Here is a 16,946-nt window from a genome sequence, read left to right as displayed (position 1 = left end):
CTGATTACGTGTATAAAAACCCATGTTCATTTTAAAATAATCATCAAGTAAAGCCACTTGCAGAAATTGGCTTTACTCTTTCTAGAATTAATAAAATATTTCCACACACTAATAAGTAATAAAAAAATGGGCGGCGTATTTTTAATACTCAGGCATTGTCATTTAGAAAAACGCTAATTTATCTAGCATGATAATTGATGGCACCACTGTTCAGTAATACCATCTAACGAATTCAACCAGGCAAAACCAACGGTTGTTTACGAGCTTTTGGTAAAGGTGCTTTGAGATCATAGAGACACAATAGTCGACGGTAGCCTGTGCATTTCTTATCTTCAAAATTAATTAAAAATATTTTAAACACACTAAGTGGCAGAATATCTCGATACGCAGAATAAAACACTAACGAGCATTGTTTACTTATTGAATAATTCCCTCCATATATATCTTCCAAATTATCATAATCAACTTTGCAAGACTGAGGTGTTCTATTAAAAACCTCATCAACCTTTTCTTTTTGCCTACGCTTGCAAGCTTCAATATTATTAAGTTCTGGGCATATCTCCCCAAAGGCATAGAATGGGAAATGTTGAGATTTACTTACCTGTTGTTTGTTTAGTAAAAGAATTAATTGATAATTCTCTTCATCCAAAATTTTAAAATAATTTTGCATCATTTCTGATGTTGTTTGGTATTCATACTTAACAGTTTTTGATGTGCCGATAGCCAAAACCATATCACCATTATTTAAAGAATCAATATCCTCTGTAATACTGACTTTTATATTACCTCCGCTACGAATCTCCCCCCAGACACGCTGCACCTTTCTAATATCCATTGCTGAAACAGGTAGTAACAGGCTAGATATTGCCTCATAGATAACGTCGAATGCATTTGTTTTTATCTTGTTTATTCTTATTGTAGAAAGCCCTTCAATATCAATATCATGCTCAACTACATCTTGTGATTCAGACTCTGAATCAAACTCTATAAGTAAAAAATTCCGCCTGATTTGCTCAGCCATCTCACTACGAGGGTCTACGCAAGAAAAAATTGTCTTTAAAATATTTTTTATATTATTATCACTAATGCTATATCCAATAAAAATTATTGGATTATGAATAAAAAGTGAAAGTAACTGAGCGCGAATTAATTCATACTTATCATTGAAATTAACATAGTCATTTTCAGTAATAATCATCCCTTCGGAATCAGTCACACAACCGTGAATTTTATATACTGAACCATAGGGATTGCTAAGTAATATATTATTACCTATCAATGGGGAGAATTCGAAAGTTTTTTCGATAAGCAGATCATAATTTGTTGTTATAACAGAGCCAATGTTTTTCCTTGCCTTTGCCAGCAACTTTATTTCTTCTTCCACATCATCTTTTAAAGTTGTATCCCTAAGAAGATGTGCTAGATACATTTTGAATCTACTTCTTCCATGCCCCCCTTCATTCATATCCTTGTAAAACTCATCGTTAATAAATTCGAACTCACCATGCCTATCCTTCCCTAGAGCTTGATTGAAAAGTTCTTCGATATCACTAGCCACCTTTTCATAATTCGTTTTAGCTTCTATTTGATGTCGATATCTAATATCATAATAGTCTTCAACGTTACCAGTTAGATCAATAACCACCTTTTTTAATAAAGCATCCCAACTGTAGGACTGGGTTAAATACCGAAGGCTAAAGCCCGTACCAACGAATAAAACTGGATGATTTTTATAATTATTAACAAACTCATTTATATTCATTTTGAATTCACCCTCATTAACCTTCAACTTGAGCCTCAACTCAAGTCCCCAAACGATAATCTAGCATTTTTTAAGAAGTACCGTAATCTTGCTTTTTCTATGAAAATTCACTTACAAATATCTATGTACAGCTAACCTAGCCATATGACTTATCCACCGTTTCTGTGGATAACGTTACATCTTGTGCGCTGTTCTGCAACCATTGATACTAAATGTAGTGCCGAACGGGGCAGGTTCCGATAAACCGTGGGGGTGCGTTCTGCCCTGCTCCGATTCGGCCAGCAGATTTTGGTACTGTATAAGTATACCTTCCTCGTACCGCTGCAAGCTGGTACTGTTTAAACACACACGACACACTTAAACAGAACCGGTTCTCAAAAATGACCCAAACAGTACCGACCTGCTTTGTTCGCGCCTATCTTCGAGCCTCCACATCCGAACAGGATGCATCACGAGCACGTAGCTCTATCGACACTTTCGCCACTGAGCGCGGGCTGGCCATCTGTAACTACTATATTGAAAATGAGTCAGGTTCACGGCTGGAGCGTCCTGAGCTTTTCCGGCTACTGAAAGACTGTCGGCAGCGTGACATCTTACTCATTGAAGATGTTGACCGCCTTTCACGTCTGGCCGGGGATGACTGGATCACACTCAAGAAAATGATTGCCAGAAAAGATATAAGAGTCGTGGCCGTTAATGTTCCCACTACCTGGCTACATTTATCTCCGGGGCTGACCGATTTTGATAACCGGATGTTTTCGGCCATCAATGACATGCTGCTCGACATGCTGGCCGCAGTGGCAAGGCGCGACTATGAGCAGCGGCGGGAACGCCAGAAACAGGGGATCGCCAAAGCAAAAGCGGAGGGCAAATACCAGGGAAGAAAGGTTAACCAACATCGCTATGATGCCATTAACCGGCTGCTGGCCAGCGGCAGCTCCTGGAGCCAGGTTCAGAAGACCATCAATTGCAGTCGTGGCACCATTAGCCGGGCGATTAAACAGTGTGCCCCAGTTACAACCCTCCCCTCTCTTTCTGGGCAGTCTGAGAGTGCTACCGCATTTTCCGTGACAACCACACTGTGGGTGCCGGTGCAGAACGGCAGTAAATTTACCCGTGGGAAGAAAAAGGTCAGAGAAGATATTGCCTGGCTGGTTGAGTGCGACTATGACGGAACGGTGTTGGACAACAATGAGTACAGCCTGATTTTTACGTATAGCGATGAGGCCGATTTGAAAGAGCAGATTGACGAACTTTTTGACGAGATTTACCGCACCGCTGAGATACGTAACTGCGTGGTCGATGATATGACGCTAACCAATGATGCGACTAATCAGGGCTGGAATGAATATGATGGGGGTTGGCAATAATTATCTGAGAGAAGCTTAAACCAAAATTCCCGCCAATTCTAACACTCAAAAAATTACTCATATACTCATTTACACACAATAAACACATTTACTCATTTGTGTTTTTGTGTATAATTAAACTCAAATGAGTAAACACACAAATGAGGTTTAGACATGAAAATTATCGCGTTCCTCAACCCCAAAGGGGGGTCTGGTAAAACGACTGCGGCGATCAACGTCAGTAGCTGCCTTGCCAGTTCGGGTAAGAAAATTGCAGTTGTAGATACAGACCCACAGATGAGCCTGACTAACTGGAATAAAGCAGAGAAAGCAGCATTCGATGTTTACACTGCAGCATCAGAGAAAGACGTTTACCAGGTAAGAAAGGATCTGGCTGAATATGACTTTGTGATTATTGATGGTGCAGGTTCTCTGTCAGTTATTACTTCCGCAGCGGTGATGGTCAGCGACCTGATTATCATCCCGGTAACACCCAGCCCTCTGGATTTTTCCGCTGCCGGTTCTGTAGTCACGGTGCTGGAAGCCCAGGCTTATAATCGTCCGGTAGAAGCTCGATTCCTCATCACACGGAAAATCGAACAAGCCACCATGCTTAACGTTCTGAAAGATAGCATTGCTCAGACGGGTATTAAGCCGTTTAAAACTGCGATCACACAACGCCAAAGTTACGTTAAATCCGTCATGGAGGGTGAGAGTGTTTTCGATACCAACGATGGAGCAGCAAAGGGCGAGATAGCCATTCTGACGCGAGAAATACTTGAATCATTTGAGTAAAAACTCATATACTCATTTTAGCATATTAAGAGGTTATGTATGGCACTAACTAAACAACATACATCAAAAACAATGAGTTTCGGTGAGCATCGGGATCTTGAAAAAGTCGTAAATAGCACACCCAGTGGAAAGCAAAAGAGAGTCAACGTTAACTTTGATGAAGAGATACATACCCGCTTCAAAGCTGCATGTGCAAAACAAGGTACATCTATTACTGATGTGATAAAGGATTTGGTCGATAATTGGCTGAAAGAAAATGACAGCTAAAAACACAAATGAGTAAAAACACATTGACTCAAAAACACACCTATCCTTACCGAGAACACTGATCTGGTGCATAAATTTTTTATGTGCCAGATCGGTGTTGGCCAAGCAAAGCGCGGCAGCGTGTTTTTACTTAGAGTAAATGGCGTTTATGGTTCATCTGTTGGTGCAAAATACGCGCAATCAGAATATCCGTATCACGAACCGTATAAAAAATGGCATGTCGCTGAAATTCAATGCGCATTACACCAGGAACGGTATGGTAGTCACGTCCCATATCTGGCATTCCGGCCAGTGTCTCGAAAAATGCCTCAAGTGCGTCGGTATAATGGTCTGCCTGAGCTTCACCAAATTTCAAGAGCGTATAATCATAAATCCCTGCGAAGTCTTCTACCGCCCGTTCGGTGAGTTTATACACGATGTCTCAGTTTTCTTTGTGCTGCAATATCCCGCAGTGATAGCGAGCTTTCACCGCTTTCCAGCCCAGCAATAACAGCCTGGCGAATAACTTCATCGTTTGTTTCCTGTTGCTCCAGCAATCGCAGCGCAGAGCGCATAACTTCACTTGCAGAGCCGTAACGGCCACTGTCTATTAATCGACTGATAAACGAATCGAGTTGTTCGCCAATCGTAACGCTTGTTGTTCTGGCCATAACGCCCCCTGTGTTAACTATCAACACAATGATAGGAATACTTGCTCCTGGTGTCAACGAATACACCCAAAGGGATTTTGCCTCCTTCCTGCTAGACAGGTTTTTTAGCTTACTTTCAGCGGTGAAGTAGGTAAGGGCGAAAAGCGCCTTTTCGCTGTAGTGGTTACAGTTAACTCCCTGCCTCCGGGCAAAGACCGGAGGTGCTACTTAAAGTTGCCGGGGAGCATAGCGACCATGCCGAACCGGCGCGGCCGTCTGGCCGCTGCAAGGGCGGTCATTATCGGTTTTCCCCGTTATCCACAGAACTTATCCAGCGAATAAGTAGATCTTTAATGAAATTAAGTAGGTCGAAGACCTGATTGTTTTGCAGCTAACTATTGGTTGATTGCAGATAACCCCATTTAGCTATTTGCAGATAAGTGTGCATAAAAGATATAACGCCGGTGTTGATTGGGGTTTTGACCAAATATAGGTGAGGTTATCGTGATGATGGCGGCTAAAAAACGAGCTATTTTAGCAGATAGACAACGAACATCCTCCGCAGGGAAACGGATTAGTAAAAAGAGGGCGGGTTAGTGAGGCGGGGCAGTGCCTGGCTGCTCCATATTTACCAGTTCAAGCTGGTAAAGCTGAGTCCAGACCATTTTTTCAAACTGCTGAGGGGTTAGATGGTGTATATCACCCTTCATATCACGGAAAATACGCTCGGCCACCTGACGCTTTCGCTCATCGAACGGTAATTCGGCTAGCTTACGCCGTTGTTTGCCCTCAATAGCGCGTGTACGGCGGCTAAGTATCGTCTGATGGCGGCAACGTTCATACCAGCGCTTACGGGCTTCTTTTACTGTCATAGCCTCACCGGGTTGTAGAATGCCGTCCTCAATAGCGCGTAGGCGTTCTTCTTGCTCGGCTCGTAGCTTGTCCATATCCACACCGGTAAGACGCCAGCCTTCTTCTGTCATGATTATATGCTTAGGAAAACGGCACCCGTTCACATAATCCCACTCAGTTTCAGGCGCAAGGACTATGCCAAACCTCGCCAGTTCGTCGATCAGACGCGACACCCTGCATACCGTCACGGCGGTCTCAAGAATGATGTGGCCATCTTCATCCCGTGGGCTGAGTTCTTCGGCCAGCTTAGTGATGTTTATAGTGACGATACCGGTGGCAAGATCGGCCTTGTTGATGAAAAGCACAAACAGCGCATCGAGCAAACGCCGGCGTACGTCTCGGAATGCTCTTTTCCGGTCAGCTACTGGCCGTAAAAAAGTGAAGATGGGATCGGCAGAAACACGACGACGAATAACCCAGGCACCAGAAGTCTTATCCTGGCTCATAAGGTTACGTAAGGCTCGGCCATGTTGTTTACTGAGAGGTTTATAGTGTGCCGGACGCACGTAGAGCGGTAACGGACATTTACAAACTGTAGAATGTTCGCCACGGTGACGCTTGTCTGGGTTTTTCTGAGGGAATTTTTTCTGATTATTCACGCCCGCCCGCACTTATGGCAGGGCAGAGGGCTTGCTTAGGTTTACGCATTTGCTATAATCCTTACTGCCGCATGGCAGTATTTGCCCCCCTGATACCTGATTCTCAGCCCGCCAAAGTTGAAAGCAGGATCAGGGGGTTTTACTTTGTGGCTTTCACCACTCCCTAGACGCTATTACCGGGAACGTCTCACCCGTACGAATTCTTGTAAACGCACGTAAATTACCACGTTGCGAAACAACGATCAATTCCATTCCTAAAAGATCCCACAACATCAACAATCTATTTTATCAATAAATTCATCAAGATATTGAATCTCAACAATGTTGACACTGATCACATTCACAGTAATAAGATCTGTACCAAATTCCGATATAAACAAACTGCATCCCCCCGCTGCGAGAGACAAAATCAGTCTTTCAAACAATCATTTAGTTGTTTGACTAGCTTTCGGGCTTCATCACGCTGCGATGCCAATTTTTGGGCTTCAGCCAACGTGCTGTAGTAGGGATTTGTATCAGGGTTCATGCGATTGCGATGAAATTTCAACATATTCTCTGCAAAATCATCATCAACCGTATAGAAATAGCTCTCTGGATAATCCAGTGCTTTAGCAACCCGAAGAACGAAATCAAAAGGAGGAGTGAAACGCCCGACCTCGTAATTAGATAGTCGAGAACGAGTATTAACGCCCTCTACACCAATGAGTTCAGACAACTTTTCCTGAGATAATCCAGCAGCCTCCCGCGCTTCTTTTAACCTTTTCGGCACCATAGCACTTCACCTTGTTTTGTTTTCTATCATACAAGGCGCAGTCCTCACCCTACGTTCATCCAAACAAACAAGCTTGATTATATGTACATCAATGTTATTATCACTAAAGATTCTTGATATTGACATACCCTTACGAACTGTATAAAAATAAATACTGTATTTATGTACAGCATGTTTATTTATACAGGGTGTTTTATGAGTACGCGGCCACGGGCGGCGGAAAATGGGGGCTTGTGCCCACAAGGAAGGGAAACATGAATTTATGGTATGTGTTGTACTGCAAGGTTCAGGATGTTGATAAAATAACCAGAAGGGTCAACAGCTTAGGCGTTAGTGTTTTTTGTCCCCGCTATGTGCGAGTCTCTCACCGAACCGACTGTAATTCGGTTCGTATCGACGAAAAAGTGTTGTTCCCTAATTATTTGTTCCTCTCTTTTGATATCAACAAAATCCATACATCAACGATTTCGTCTATCCCTGGGGCTATCGGCTTCATTCGTTTCGGTTCAGATGCCTGTACGGTTCCTCAGAAAGTGATATCAGCGATTGAATGTGCTCGCCTGATAGCGTTGAACAATGACGATCAAGCCATTGAGTGCCGTAATATTTCGCCCGCTTTGCTGCTAAAAATTCAACAAATCTCGCTTATCAAGTCGATAGAACAACGACAGGTTGCCTTTTCACACCTCCTGCAATCAGTTGACCTCTAAGTAAAATCCTCTCACTGTTCCACACATACCGGCACTGTAGGCAATCGCCTGCGGTGCCTTTTTAATAGGAGTAGACATATCCATGCCGAAAAAGAAGTTGGGCGAGCCAACGAGTACGGCGGTGATTTACATCGGACAGCAGCGTTACCAACTGTTAGCAAAACATGCTCGCGAAATCAGCTACTTATCCAACACCAATATCAAACCAAGTACATTCCTTCACTACTTGATTGATGAATTCACCAAAAAAGGCCATGCCTCACTGCTTAACCAGTTGCAGAAGGCTCCCCACACTGAAGAGGAATAAACCATCTAATAGGAGGATACATGATTTCATCCGCCGTGCTTCTGACTCTGGCGATGCAATGCGCCCCAACCATTCACCCTGATACATCGCATGATGTAGCCAGAGTTGAGTCGGGGTTAAACCCCTTTGCTATTGGTGTTGTCGGCCAGAAAAAAGGGCTTTTCCCCAGCAACATAAACGACGCTCTTGATCATATCGACCAGCTCAAGGCGAAAGGTAAAAATTACTCGGTCGGTCTGATGCAAATCAACCAGGCTAATTTTTCCCGTTACGGTGTCACTGCAAAACAACTGTTTAATCCCTGCACCAACCTGACCGTCTTCGAAAAAATCATCACTGACTGCTACCTCCGGGGCGGCACCCTGAAAAGGGCGCTGAGTTGCTATTACTCCGGCAACTTTGATACCGGCCAGAAGCCCGAAGCCGCATTTTCCAAAACCAGCTATGTACAGCGGATGGGTTACAAACCCGCGCAAAAATATGTCGTGCCTTCCAGCAAGGCCGATCAAGAAAAGCAAAACGCCACACCAGGCAATGCAGCACCCACGCCGCAGATACGTTACCCCAAAGGTATTGTACGCGGCGATCTCATCACCTCCGACGCGCAAGCGTCACCTAACCAGGCTACACCCGTTTCTTTCCCGTCACAGGTTGTGCGGGGGGAGTTTGTAGTCACTACATCTAAATAAGGAAATATCATGAAAATTTTACGCTCTATTAAAAACGCTCCTGCCTACCTTGCTGCTGTTGCGGCCTCTGCTGCCATGTCCTCACCGGCATTCGCGGACGGGTTCGCCAAAGCCGAAACGTTGCTGGAAAAAATCTCGTCTGGCCTCACCGGTCTGGCCATCGTCACCATTACCATCGCCGTTATCTGGGTCGGTTACAAAGTGTTATGGGACGGCAAAAGCCTTCACGACTGTAAAGGGATCATCATTGGCGGCATTCTTATTGCCAGCGGTGCAGAAATCGGCGCTCTGTTGATGAGCTAAGGGGCGGAAATGGTCACGCTGAATAAAGCCCTGACGCGCCCCGCTATGCTGTTTGGCATTCCGATGGTGCCGTTAGTTATCGTCAGTGGGGCAATTATCCTGCTGGCGATATACCTCACTAAACTTTTGTTGCTGTTCCTGCCGGTAAGCTGGTTTGTCATGAACCAGATGGCTAGAAAGGATGCCCACGTTTTCGGATTAGCCTTTTTAAAACTGAAAACGCGGGGCAATAAGACGTGCAACACCCACTACGGCGCAACGGCGTTCCTGGCGAACGACTACGACGCCGTAGACATCACGGAGTTCATCAACACTATGCGACTTAACGAACGGGTCACGCTCACCAAGCACATTCCGTATTCGTCGCACATTCATGAAAACGTCATTAAAACCCGAGGTAGTGACCTGATCGCAACGTGGGAAATTGGCGGAACGGCGTTTGAATGTGATACGGAAGAAAATCTCGACATACTGTCTGGTCAGTTTAATAACCTGATTAAGTCCTTTGAAGGGCGACCGGTGACGTTTTACGTTCACAATATCCGTGAAACGTACCACGATCACTTTGACGGGCATTCGGGTAACGATTTTGCCGATACGGTCAGCGAACGATACTACTCGACGATTGAAAACCATCCTTTCCGCCATAATCGTCTGTTCTTCACCGCCTGTTATATGCCCTTTGTCGGACTGGATAAGGTCGAGCGCAAACGGATGTCCGACGGACAGAAGCAACATGCGTTAGACAGTGCATTAAAAGAGATGTTGGAGATCTGCCAGACGGTCGGCACGTCCCTGTCGCGTTTCACCGCGAACCAACTCGGGGCTTATGAAGAAAATGGCCGCGTATTTTCGTCGCAACTGTCTTTCTATCGGCGGCTGTTAAGCGGCGTCTGGCAGAAGACAGCCGTTACGCGTACGCCATTTTATGAAACGCTCGGCACAACCGATCTGTTTTTCACCGGCGATGCTGGTCAAAGCAATAACGTGAACGGAAAGACCTTCTTCCGTGGGCTGGAAGTGAAAGACTACGCGCCGGAATCCTTCACCGGGATAATGAACGTGTTGCTGTATGCCCCGTGTGACTATGTGATCACCCAGTCTTTTACCTGTATGGCGAAAGATGAAGCGCAAAAGCACATCAAGCAGACGGCCAAGCGTTTACGCAGCACGGAAGATGATGCCATTTCGCAGCAGGAAGACTTATTTGTTGCCCTGGACATGTTGCAGGCCGGACACATTGCCTTTGGTAAATATCATTTTTCCCTGATGGTATCGGCACCCGGCACAGAACGGCTGATTAAAGATACAAACAGCCTGATCAACGCCTTCACCGATCTGGGTATCACCCCGACACTCTCCACGTTGTCGTTGCCCGCTGCCTACTTGGCACAAATGCCGGGTGTGTACACGCTAAGGCCGCGACTTGTCCCCATCAGCAGCCAGAATTTTGCAGAACTGGCGTCATTCCATAACTTCTATACGGGGAAACGGGATAAGAACCCCTGGGGTGAAGCGCTTTGCGTTCTCAAAACCCCCTCGGGCGGGGCGTATTACATGAACCTGCACAACTCAATGCTCAATAAGGATGATTTCAACGAGAAAAATCTAGGCAATACCAGCGTTATCGGCACCGCCGGTTCGGGCAAAACAATGCTGATGGCATTCATTCAGGTCATGATGCAGAAATATCGGCAACCCCGGAGTTTTTCGCCGCAGGCTAAAACTCAGCGTCTTACTACCGTTTATTTTGATAAGGACAGGGGGGCAGAACTTAACGTAAGGGCGTTGGGCGGCCAGTATTATAAGGTGAAAAGCGGTGAGCCTACCGGCTGGAATCCCTTCCGGCTTCCACCGACAAAACGCAATCTGAACTTCATCAAGAAGCTGATGCGCATACTCTGCACCCGCAACGGACAAACCTTGTTCCCGCGCGACGAGCTGCGTCTTAGTCAGGCAGTGGATGCGGTCATGAAGGAGCTACCGGCTGAACACCGTGGGTTTGGTATTACCCGGCTGTTGGAGAACCTTACCGAGCCGCCAACGAAGGAAGCGCAGGAAAACGGGTTACGTGTCAGGTTGTCACAGTGGGCGCAGGGTGGCGAATACGGCTGGGTTTTCGATAATGACCTGGACACCTTTGATATTGGCGAATGCGACAATTTCGGCATCGATGGCACGGAATTTTTGGACGATGCCGACGTGTGTGCGCCGATTTCGTTTTACCTGCTGTATCGCGTCACCAGCTTGCTCGACGGGCGACGCTTGGTGATCTTCATGGATGAATTCTGGAAATGGCTCAACGACCCGGTCTTTTCTGATTTCGCCTTTAACGTGCTGAAAGTCATCCGCAAACTGAATGGCCTGTTTATTCCTGGTACTCAGTCACCGGCGGAAATACTGATTAACCCGATATCTCCTGCCGTGGTGGAGCAGTGCGGCACGCAAATCTTTACGGCAAACCCGAAGGCTGACCGCAAAGACTATGTTGATGGTCTGAAAGTCGCCCCGGAGATCTTCGACATCATCAAGAACCTCGATCCGCTGTCACGCCAGTTCGTAATAGTGAAAAGCCCCCTGAAAAAGGGTGATTTACGCAACTTTGCAGCACTCGTCACCCTTGACCTGTCCGGGCTTGGTACTTACACAAAAGTGTTAAGTAGCAGCGCTGACAACCTCGAAATTTTTGATTCTGTGTTTCAGGACGGCATGAAGCCGGACGACTGGCTAGAACGCTACCTGCAACTCGCTCTCTGAAAGGAAATAACATGAAAATGAAAACTCTGTCCGCCGCCTGTCTGGCGGGGGCTTTGCTGTGTCCATCACTGACAGCCTATGCCGGTATTCCTGTCATGGTTGATGCTGATCCGTTACGTCAGATTCAATACGCGACTGACGCCCAAAACTGGCTTAAAACGGTAGAACAGTATAAATCCCAGCTCAATGCCTACAAATCGCAACTGGCGACCGCGACCGGCGTACGCAACGTGCAGGACTTTTTGAGCCAGGCTAAGGGGCTGTCGAATGACCTTAAAAACCTGCAAAAAAACGGCATTTCACTCAACGACCTACTGACGAACTCCGGCGGGTCATACAGCAGCGCGCTAAACGGCCTGTACAGCAAGTACAAGATGTTTGACACCTGTGATGCTACGCAGACCCAAAGCTATGCTGATACCTGTAAACAAATCGTCATTAACCGGGCGGTGGCCGTCGAAGATACCACTGCGGTACAGGAGAAGATCAACAGTACGGTGAGTGATATTTCTACCCTTGTAAGTCGTATCGAAATGTCGCAAGACGCTAAAGAGTCACAGGATTTGGCGAACACCATAACGTCAAAAAGTGTACAGTTAAACGCGCTGACCACGCAGTGGGAAATGAGCGTGAAACAGTCGGAACTGCGTGATCAAATGCTGACATCGCAGCGACAAAAAGCCCACCGACAGCAACAACTGAGTGCGCCGGTAGCTGATTTAAACAACTTATGACAAGGATTTTTCATATGACGATTAATAACCGCACTATTTTATCTTCCCTGCTTGTTTTAAGCCTTTTTGCTTTAGGTGGTTGTGAAGAAAAGAAAACTGAGGAGTGGTATATGGCTCATCATGACGAATTACTAAAAGACTATGCCGATTGTTTGAAAACCAAAACATTCAGCAGTGAGCGATGCATTCCTGTAGTGAATGCAAAAAAGAGATCTATCAATGAACCTGACATTGCAGCAGGAATAAAAAAAATCCAAATGGAGTACATGCAAAGTAAAATAACCCCGGAGAATAACAAATCATGAGTAGCGAAGGCATTTTCACAGGAATGGATGCCGCGGTAATGAATGGTTTGAATAGTGTTATACAGGGGCAAATGTCCCTGTATTCAACAATGATGGCTGGGCTAGTTACCGGCTCTGCCACTCTGTACATTCTTTGGCGTGGTTATCAGACACTGGCGGGTAAGCTGCATACCCCGGTAGAGGACGTAGCGTGGGATTTGGCGCGGATGGGGATCATCCTGGCATTTGTCACTAATGCTGATGGTTATCTGGACGCGTCTGTTGCCGCCATTAATGGTTTAAAAGACGGACTAAGTGGAAGTGAAAATGTTTGGGTTTTATTAGATACCCTTTGGGGTAAAGCACAAATATTAGGGGAGAAACTTTTTAACCTCGATGATTCCACTTACGTGCAACTCAATGGCGGCATTGCAGAGCTATTGGTCTGGGGGGGGACAATAGTGACTTTGGTTATTGCCACTATTGTGAATATGGGAGCTGAAATAATGTTGTTGTTAATGACAACGACGGCACCCATATTTATTTTTTGCCTGATATACGGTTTTCTCCGCCCGATGTTCAATAACTGGCTCCAGGTAATTTTTACCGCGATCCTAACGCTCATGTTCTCGGCTTTATCTCTACGGATTGCGATTCAGTATTTAAGTAGTGTACTGGATAAAGCAAGTAGCGGAGCTGATGTAAACAACATCGTGACGCTGGCGGCACAAAGCTGTCTCGCAGGTATCGGTGCCGGGTTCGTGGTCTGGTTATCGGCAAAAATTGCCGGTTCACTGGCAGGGGCTAGCGTACAGGGTGTGGTACAGGGCGCGGCTAAAATGGGGCTAATGGCAGGCGGCGGCGCAGCGAAAAAAGCCGCAAGTACCGTAGGAAAGCCCGTGGGGAATGCTTTAGGCAGTATTGGCGATAAGGCAGCGAATAACCTCAAAGGCTCATCGGCCAGTAATGCCAAAGCATCGGCAAAAGCCGCAGTGGAGAAAATGAAAGCCCAAAATTAGCAGATACCCCGCCACACCTGTTCCCATCGCAAGACTCATTACTTTTTAATCCTTTCAGGAACCTAAACCATGAAACGCTTCATCATATTTATGATGTTGTGCACCCTTGCGGGCTGCGCACAGCAAAGCCATTTCCCGCCGGATGTTTCCGGCGACCTTCAACCCGTTAATTCCGCTTCCGTTATGCAGGAGGTGAATAATGTCTGAATTACAAAAAACGCTGAATACCTCGCAGTCGTTTGAAAAAGTGATGCTGACACGCGATGCGCGGGCTAAAAAACTCGCCTTTGTTATCGCCGCCGTCGCCACGGTATTTGCCTTACTTTCCGTTGTGGCCGTCATTGTCATGCTTCCGCTAAAACACACGGAGGTCGAGCTTTACACCGTAGACAGCCACAGCGGGCGGGCGGAATACGTCACCCGAGTGAAAGAAAAAGACATTTCTACCGAGGAGGCAATGGCTAAAGCCTTCGCCGCCAATTACGCCACGCTCCGGGAGGGATACAACTATTTCGCCCTGCAAAGCAATTACGACACGGTGCAGCTCTTTAACAGCGGACAGGTCAACGCGGACTATCTTGCCTGGTTCGCCGGACAGGATGCCCCCGACAAGGTTTATCAGAACGCGGCTAACGTGGTGGAAACTGAGGTCATTTCCAACATCATCAGCCAGGCTACCGCGCCCGATATGCTGGCAACCCTCCGACTGAAAAAAAACATCCGACACGTTGTAGACGGCGCGACGCGCGTCGAATTCTGGAACGTTCGTCTGACATACCACTATGTGCCACACAAGGCGCTGACCGACGCACAGCGTGAGAGTAATCCGCTGGGCTTCATCGTCACCAGTTACCAGCGTGACAAAGAACTGAGGAAAGAATAATGCGTAATCTATTCGTCATTCTCACTTTGATGCTCTGCTCATCGGCGTGGGGAGCCGCAACCCCACAGGGTAGCCGGTACGACAGCCGTATGCAGCAGGTGGCGTACAACGTGCAAAACAGCACGGTGATCAACACCCGCGCCGGCTACGTCACCACGCTGGTATTTGCCGATGATGAGGCGGTGATCAGCACCGAAGTCGGCTTTATTAAAGGATGGGCGGTAACAAAGGAGGCGAACCGCGTCTATATTCGCCCAGCTCCCATCACGCAGCCGGTGACGGATGCGGACGGCTCAACCGTCCAGCAGGCATTTTTACCCGAGTCGAAAGACTGGAAAACCAACCTGTTTGTCACCACGTCGGCACACTTCTACAGCCTGGAGCTTAACGTGCTCGATGAAGGCGCACCGGCAAGCAGTCTGGCGTTTGTTGTGACCTGGAATTATCCCGATGCCAGTCGCAAGGCCAACATGGAAGCCGTTAAAGCGCGGCAAAAGGAGCTGACGGAGGCGCAGGAAAAAAGCCGCATCGCCAAAGCGTTTAATGCCGCCACTACACCGCGAAACTGGAACTATGCGCAGCGTGTGAAGCAGGGCAGTGAAATGGCTATGCCGGACTTTGCCTATGACGATGGCCGCTTCACTTACCTGGGCTTTTCACCGCTGAAAAAGATCCCGAGTCCCTTCCTGCTCGTCAACGGCAAAGAACAAACGACCATCCCGTCGTTCTCGCAACAGGGCAACTATCGCGTGATGGTCGTTCACTCGCTGGCTCCAAAGCTGGTCTTACGCTACGGCGACGCCGTGGTGGGCATTGTTAATCAGGGATTTGGTCTGGCAACGGTCAGCAACGGCAGCACCGTTTCACCGGCGGTTAAACTGGAGGAAAAACCATGACGGATACGCAAAACCCAACGCCTCTCGATGGGAGCGAAAGCCCCGTACCCGAGAGAGAAAAAACGGTGGCCGAGCTGGAAGTTGAAGCACGCGAACGGGCGCAGGCACAGCGTAAAGAGTCTGCACCGGTGGAGGACGTTAAACCCGACCAACCAGAGGTAAACAGCCTCAAAAAGCGCGGTAAAAACCGTCTTATGACGCTGGGAATACTGCTTCTGGCGGCGCTTATCGTATTAGCCTGGATGGGTGACTGGGCTTATAACCATTTCATGAGCGCCCCCGCTCCCAAGGCTGAACAGGCAAAAACGGCACCGGATGATGTCAGTTACGGACGGAAACGCCAGGGCATGGGGATGGCTGAAAACCCGCTGGGGTTGCAGGACACCGCGTCAACCGATACCACAACAAACCTTCCTCGCCCCGCCGCTCCGGCAGTTTCATTTAACAAGTCGATGGCTCTGGCGGCGATGTCCAGCACGCAAAGCAGCGGCCAAACCGCCACGGTTTCGCGCACGGCTGAACGCAGTACCACAGAGCACAGCGTATCTCCCGCGACCGCGCAGCCTTATACACCCTGCACGGTGACGCTGGTCATGGATGCCAGCGGAAAGCTGGCCTGTCCTGTCGGAGCGGAGGCATCACCTGGTGTGGCACCGGCAGTTTCCACAGTAACCGGCGTACAACGTATGCGGCTTGACCCGGATTTGTATATTCCGGTCGATACCTATATTCCCTGTACGCTTCAAACCCGCTTTGTGTCCGACGTTGCCGGGCGTATTTCCTGCCTGATATCTGAGGACGTTTACAGCGAAAGCACCCATGTACGGCTGATACCCGCAGGCACCCGCGCCCGTGGCGTCTACAAGACCGGCACACTCAATCACGGCCAGGCGAGGATGTTCGTGATGTGGACGGAACTCAGAACCCCGGACAGGTTAAAAATCCCGATGGTTGATTCTCAGGTCGTAGGCCAGCTCGGTGAGGCCGGTATTGATGGCTGGATCGACACGCATTTCTGGGAGCGTTTCGGCAACGCAATGATGCTCAGTACCGTGCAGGACGTCGCCGCAGCGGCGGCAAGTTCCGCCCCGTCGAAAGACCGCAATACCGATTACACGGAAAATTCACGCGCTGCCGCCGCTGAAATGGCAAAAACGGCGCTGGATAACAGCATCAATATCCCGCCAACCATCTACAAAAATCAGGGCGATATCATCGGCATCATGACCGGTTCAGACATCGATTTTTCAGGCGTCTACAGCCTGAAACTCAAATAAGG

General features: G+C 47.6%; 19 protein-coding genes and 1 pseudogene. 15 read left to right on the top strand and 5 right to left on the bottom strand.

Annotated elements, in window-relative coordinates:
• Positions 1 to 232 precede the first annotated feature (232 nt).
• A complete protein-coding gene (locus V1956_RS24620; RefSeq protein WP_442825923.1) occupies positions 233 to 1,762 on the bottom strand; it encodes an SIR2 family protein in 1,530 nt (509 codons plus the stop codon).
• 380 nt (positions 1,763 to 2,142) lie between these two features.
• Between V1956_RS24620 and V1956_RS24615 the strand changes: the two are divergent.
• From V1956_RS24615 to V1956_RS24605, 3 genes and pseudogenes are all read left to right on the top strand, one after another.
• Positions 2,143 to 2,766: pseudogene (locus V1956_RS24615) on the top strand (recombinase family protein); the annotation flags it as partial.
• Positions 2,767 to 3,285: 519 nt separating this feature from the next.
• Positions 3,286 to 3,906 carry a ParA family partition ATPase gene (parA, locus tag V1956_RS24610; RefSeq protein WP_008815938.1) on the top strand — a complete coding sequence of 207 codons (621 nt, stop codon included), beginning with the start codon at positions 3,286 to 3,288 and terminating at the stop codon, positions 3,904 to 3,906.
• A 39-nt stretch (positions 3,907 to 3,945) separates the two neighbouring features.
• Positions 3,946 to 4,173, top strand: a complete 228-nt coding sequence (locus V1956_RS24605; RefSeq protein ID WP_442825922.1) for a plasmid partition protein ParG — start codon at positions 3,946 to 3,948, stop codon at positions 4,171 to 4,173.
• 130 nt (positions 4,174 to 4,303) lie between these two features.
• Here the strand turns inward: V1956_RS24605 and V1956_RS24600 are convergent, their stop codons facing one another.
• From V1956_RS24600 to V1956_RS24585, 4 genes are all read right to left on the bottom strand, one after another.
• Positions 4,304 to 4,588 carry a type II toxin-antitoxin system RelE/ParE family toxin gene (locus V1956_RS24600; protein ID WP_442825921.1) on the bottom strand — a complete coding sequence of 95 codons (285 nt, stop codon included), beginning with the start codon at positions 4,586 to 4,588 and terminating at the stop codon, positions 4,304 to 4,306.
• Entirely contained in the window at positions 4,581 to 4,823 is a 243-nt protein-coding gene (locus tag V1956_RS24595; RefSeq protein ID WP_000124732.1) for a type II toxin-antitoxin system ParD family antitoxin, read from the bottom strand. The genes V1956_RS24600 and V1956_RS24595 overlap by 8 nt, the downstream gene beginning before the upstream one ends.
• Positions 4,824 to 5,395: 572 nt before the next feature.
• On the bottom strand, positions 5,396 to 6,313 hold the full coding sequence (gene repA, locus V1956_RS24590; RefSeq protein ID WP_442825920.1) for a plasmid replication initiator RepA: 918 nt from the start codon (positions 6,311 to 6,313) through the stop codon (positions 5,396 to 5,398).
• 409 nt (positions 6,314 to 6,722) lie between these two features.
• Entirely contained in the window at positions 6,723 to 7,085 is a 363-nt protein-coding gene (locus V1956_RS24585) for a helix-turn-helix domain-containing protein (RefSeq protein WP_209634106.1), read from the bottom strand.
• Between the two features lie 254 nt (positions 7,086 to 7,339).
• Between V1956_RS24585 and V1956_RS24580 the strand changes: the two genes are divergently transcribed.
• From V1956_RS24580 to virB10, 12 genes are all read left to right on the top strand, one after another.
• Positions 7,340 to 7,795 (top strand): transcription termination/antitermination NusG family protein, encoded by a 456-nt coding sequence (locus V1956_RS24580; protein WP_442825919.1) that lies wholly within the window; start codon positions 7,340 to 7,342, stop codon positions 7,793 to 7,795.
• Between the two features lie 82 nt (positions 7,796 to 7,877).
• Positions 7,878 to 8,102 (top strand): hypothetical protein, encoded by a 225-nt coding sequence (locus V1956_RS24575; RefSeq protein WP_442825918.1) that lies wholly within the window; start codon positions 7,878 to 7,880, stop codon positions 8,100 to 8,102.
• Positions 8,103 to 8,122: 20 nt separating this feature from the next.
• Positions 8,123 to 8,791 (top strand): lytic transglycosylase domain-containing protein, encoded by a 669-nt coding sequence (locus tag V1956_RS24570; RefSeq protein WP_008815930.1) that lies wholly within the window; start codon positions 8,123 to 8,125, stop codon positions 8,789 to 8,791.
• 9 nt (positions 8,792 to 8,800) lie between these two features.
• The gene (locus V1956_RS24565) at positions 8,801 to 9,094 is read left to right on the top strand and encodes a TrbC/VirB2 family protein (protein ID WP_040118340.1); all 294 of its coding nucleotides are present in this window, start codon (positions 8,801 to 8,803) and stop codon (positions 9,092 to 9,094) included.
• A gap of 9 nt (positions 9,095 to 9,103) precedes the next feature.
• Complete coding sequence (locus V1956_RS24560; RefSeq protein ID WP_442825917.1) at positions 9,104 to 11,851, top strand: VirB3 family type IV secretion system protein; 2,748 nt, start codon at positions 9,104 to 9,106, stop codon at positions 11,849 to 11,851.
• An 11-nt stretch (positions 11,852 to 11,862) separates the two neighbouring features.
• A complete protein-coding gene (locus V1956_RS24555) occupies positions 11,863 to 12,585 on the top strand; it encodes a type IV secretion system protein (RefSeq protein ID WP_064645492.1) in 723 nt (240 codons plus the stop codon).
• 14 nt (positions 12,586 to 12,599) lie between these two features.
• Complete coding sequence (locus tag V1956_RS24550) at positions 12,600 to 12,890, top strand: EexN family lipoprotein (RefSeq protein WP_040118343.1); 291 nt, start codon at positions 12,600 to 12,602, stop codon at positions 12,888 to 12,890.
• Positions 12,887 to 13,888: a type IV secretion system protein gene (locus tag V1956_RS24545; RefSeq protein WP_040118344.1), complete on the top strand. Its 1,002-nt coding sequence runs from the start codon at positions 12,887 to 12,889 to the stop codon at positions 13,886 to 13,888. The genes V1956_RS24550 and V1956_RS24545 overlap by 4 nt, the downstream gene beginning before the upstream one ends.
• Before the next feature lie 69 nt (positions 13,889 to 13,957).
• The gene (locus tag V1956_RS24540; protein ID WP_169818577.1) at positions 13,958 to 14,095 is read left to right on the top strand and encodes a hypothetical protein; all 138 of its coding nucleotides are present in this window, start codon (positions 13,958 to 13,960) and stop codon (positions 14,093 to 14,095) included.
• On the top strand, positions 14,088 to 14,771 hold the full coding sequence (locus V1956_RS24535; protein ID WP_442825916.1) for a virB8 family protein: 684 nt from the start codon (positions 14,088 to 14,090) through the stop codon (positions 14,769 to 14,771). Before V1956_RS24540 ends, V1956_RS24535 begins: the two co-directional genes overlap by 8 nt.
• Positions 14,771 to 15,667 carry a P-type conjugative transfer protein VirB9 gene (virB9, locus tag V1956_RS24530; RefSeq protein WP_182321286.1) on the top strand — a complete coding sequence of 299 codons (897 nt, stop codon included), beginning with the start codon at positions 14,771 to 14,773 and terminating at the stop codon, positions 15,665 to 15,667. Before V1956_RS24535 ends, virB9 begins: the two co-directional genes overlap by 1 nt.
• Positions 15,664 to 16,944, top strand: coding sequence for a VirB10/TraB/TrbI family type IV secretion system protein (virB10, locus tag V1956_RS24525; protein WP_064645495.1), 1,281 nt, complete (start codon positions 15,664 to 15,666; stop codon positions 16,942 to 16,944). Before virB9 ends, virB10 begins: the two co-directional genes overlap by 4 nt.
• Positions 16,945 to 16,946 lie beyond the last annotated feature (2 nt).

The organism is Yersinia sp. 2540 StPb PI (assembly GCF_052217165.1).
GTDB classification, from domain to species: domain Bacteria; phylum Pseudomonadota; class Gammaproteobacteria; order Enterobacterales; family Enterobacteriaceae; genus Yersinia; species Yersinia enterocolitica_E.
This window is presented reverse-complemented; position numbering and strand designations above follow the sequence as displayed.

Bases quoted from the DNA above. Each gene is read 5' to 3' on its own strand.
- V1956_RS24535 (WP_442825916.1), top strand. From the start codon at position 14,088: ATGTCTGAATTACAAAAAACGCTGAATACCTCGCAGTCGTTTGAAAAA.
- V1956_RS24605 (WP_442825922.1), top strand. From the start codon at position 3,946: ATGGCACTAACTAAACAACATACATCAAAAACAATGAGTTTCGGTGAG.
- V1956_RS24555 (WP_064645492.1), top strand. From the start codon at position 11,863: ATGAAAATGAAAACTCTGTCCGCCGCCTGTCTGGCGGGGGCTTTGCTG.
- V1956_RS24595 (WP_000124732.1), bottom strand. From the start codon at position 4,823: ATGGCCAGAACAACAAGCGTTACGATTGGCGAACAACTCGATTCGTTT.
- virB10 (WP_064645495.1), top strand. From the start codon at position 15,664: ATGACGGATACGCAAAACCCAACGCCTCTCGATGGGAGCGAAAGCCCC.
- V1956_RS24585 (WP_209634106.1), bottom strand. From the start codon at position 7,085: ATGGTGCCGAAAAGGTTAAAAGAAGCGCGGGAGGCTGCTGGATTATCT.
- V1956_RS24575 (WP_442825918.1), top strand. From the start codon at position 7,878: ATGCCGAAAAAGAAGTTGGGCGAGCCAACGAGTACGGCGGTGATTTAC.
- parA (WP_008815938.1), top strand. From the start codon at position 3,286: ATGAAAATTATCGCGTTCCTCAACCCCAAAGGGGGGTCTGGTAAAACG.
- V1956_RS24545 (WP_040118344.1), top strand. From the start codon at position 12,887: ATGAGTAGCGAAGGCATTTTCACAGGAATGGATGCCGCGGTAATGAAT.
- V1956_RS24560 (WP_442825917.1), top strand. From the start codon at position 9,104: ATGGTCACGCTGAATAAAGCCCTGACGCGCCCCGCTATGCTGTTTGGC.
- V1956_RS24570 (WP_008815930.1), top strand. From the start codon at position 8,123: ATGATTTCATCCGCCGTGCTTCTGACTCTGGCGATGCAATGCGCCCCA.
- V1956_RS24540 (WP_169818577.1), top strand. From the start codon at position 13,958: ATGAAACGCTTCATCATATTTATGATGTTGTGCACCCTTGCGGGCTGC.
- V1956_RS24565 (WP_040118340.1), top strand. From the start codon at position 8,801: ATGAAAATTTTACGCTCTATTAAAAACGCTCCTGCCTACCTTGCTGCT.
- virB9 (WP_182321286.1), top strand. From the start codon at position 14,771: ATGCGTAATCTATTCGTCATTCTCACTTTGATGCTCTGCTCATCGGCG.
- V1956_RS24550 (WP_040118343.1), top strand. From the start codon at position 12,600: ATGACGATTAATAACCGCACTATTTTATCTTCCCTGCTTGTTTTAAGC.
- V1956_RS24620 (WP_442825923.1), bottom strand. From the start codon at position 1,762: ATGAATATAAATGAGTTTGTTAATAATTATAAAAATCATCCAGTTTTA.
- V1956_RS24580 (WP_442825919.1), top strand. From the start codon at position 7,340: ATGAATTTATGGTATGTGTTGTACTGCAAGGTTCAGGATGTTGATAAA.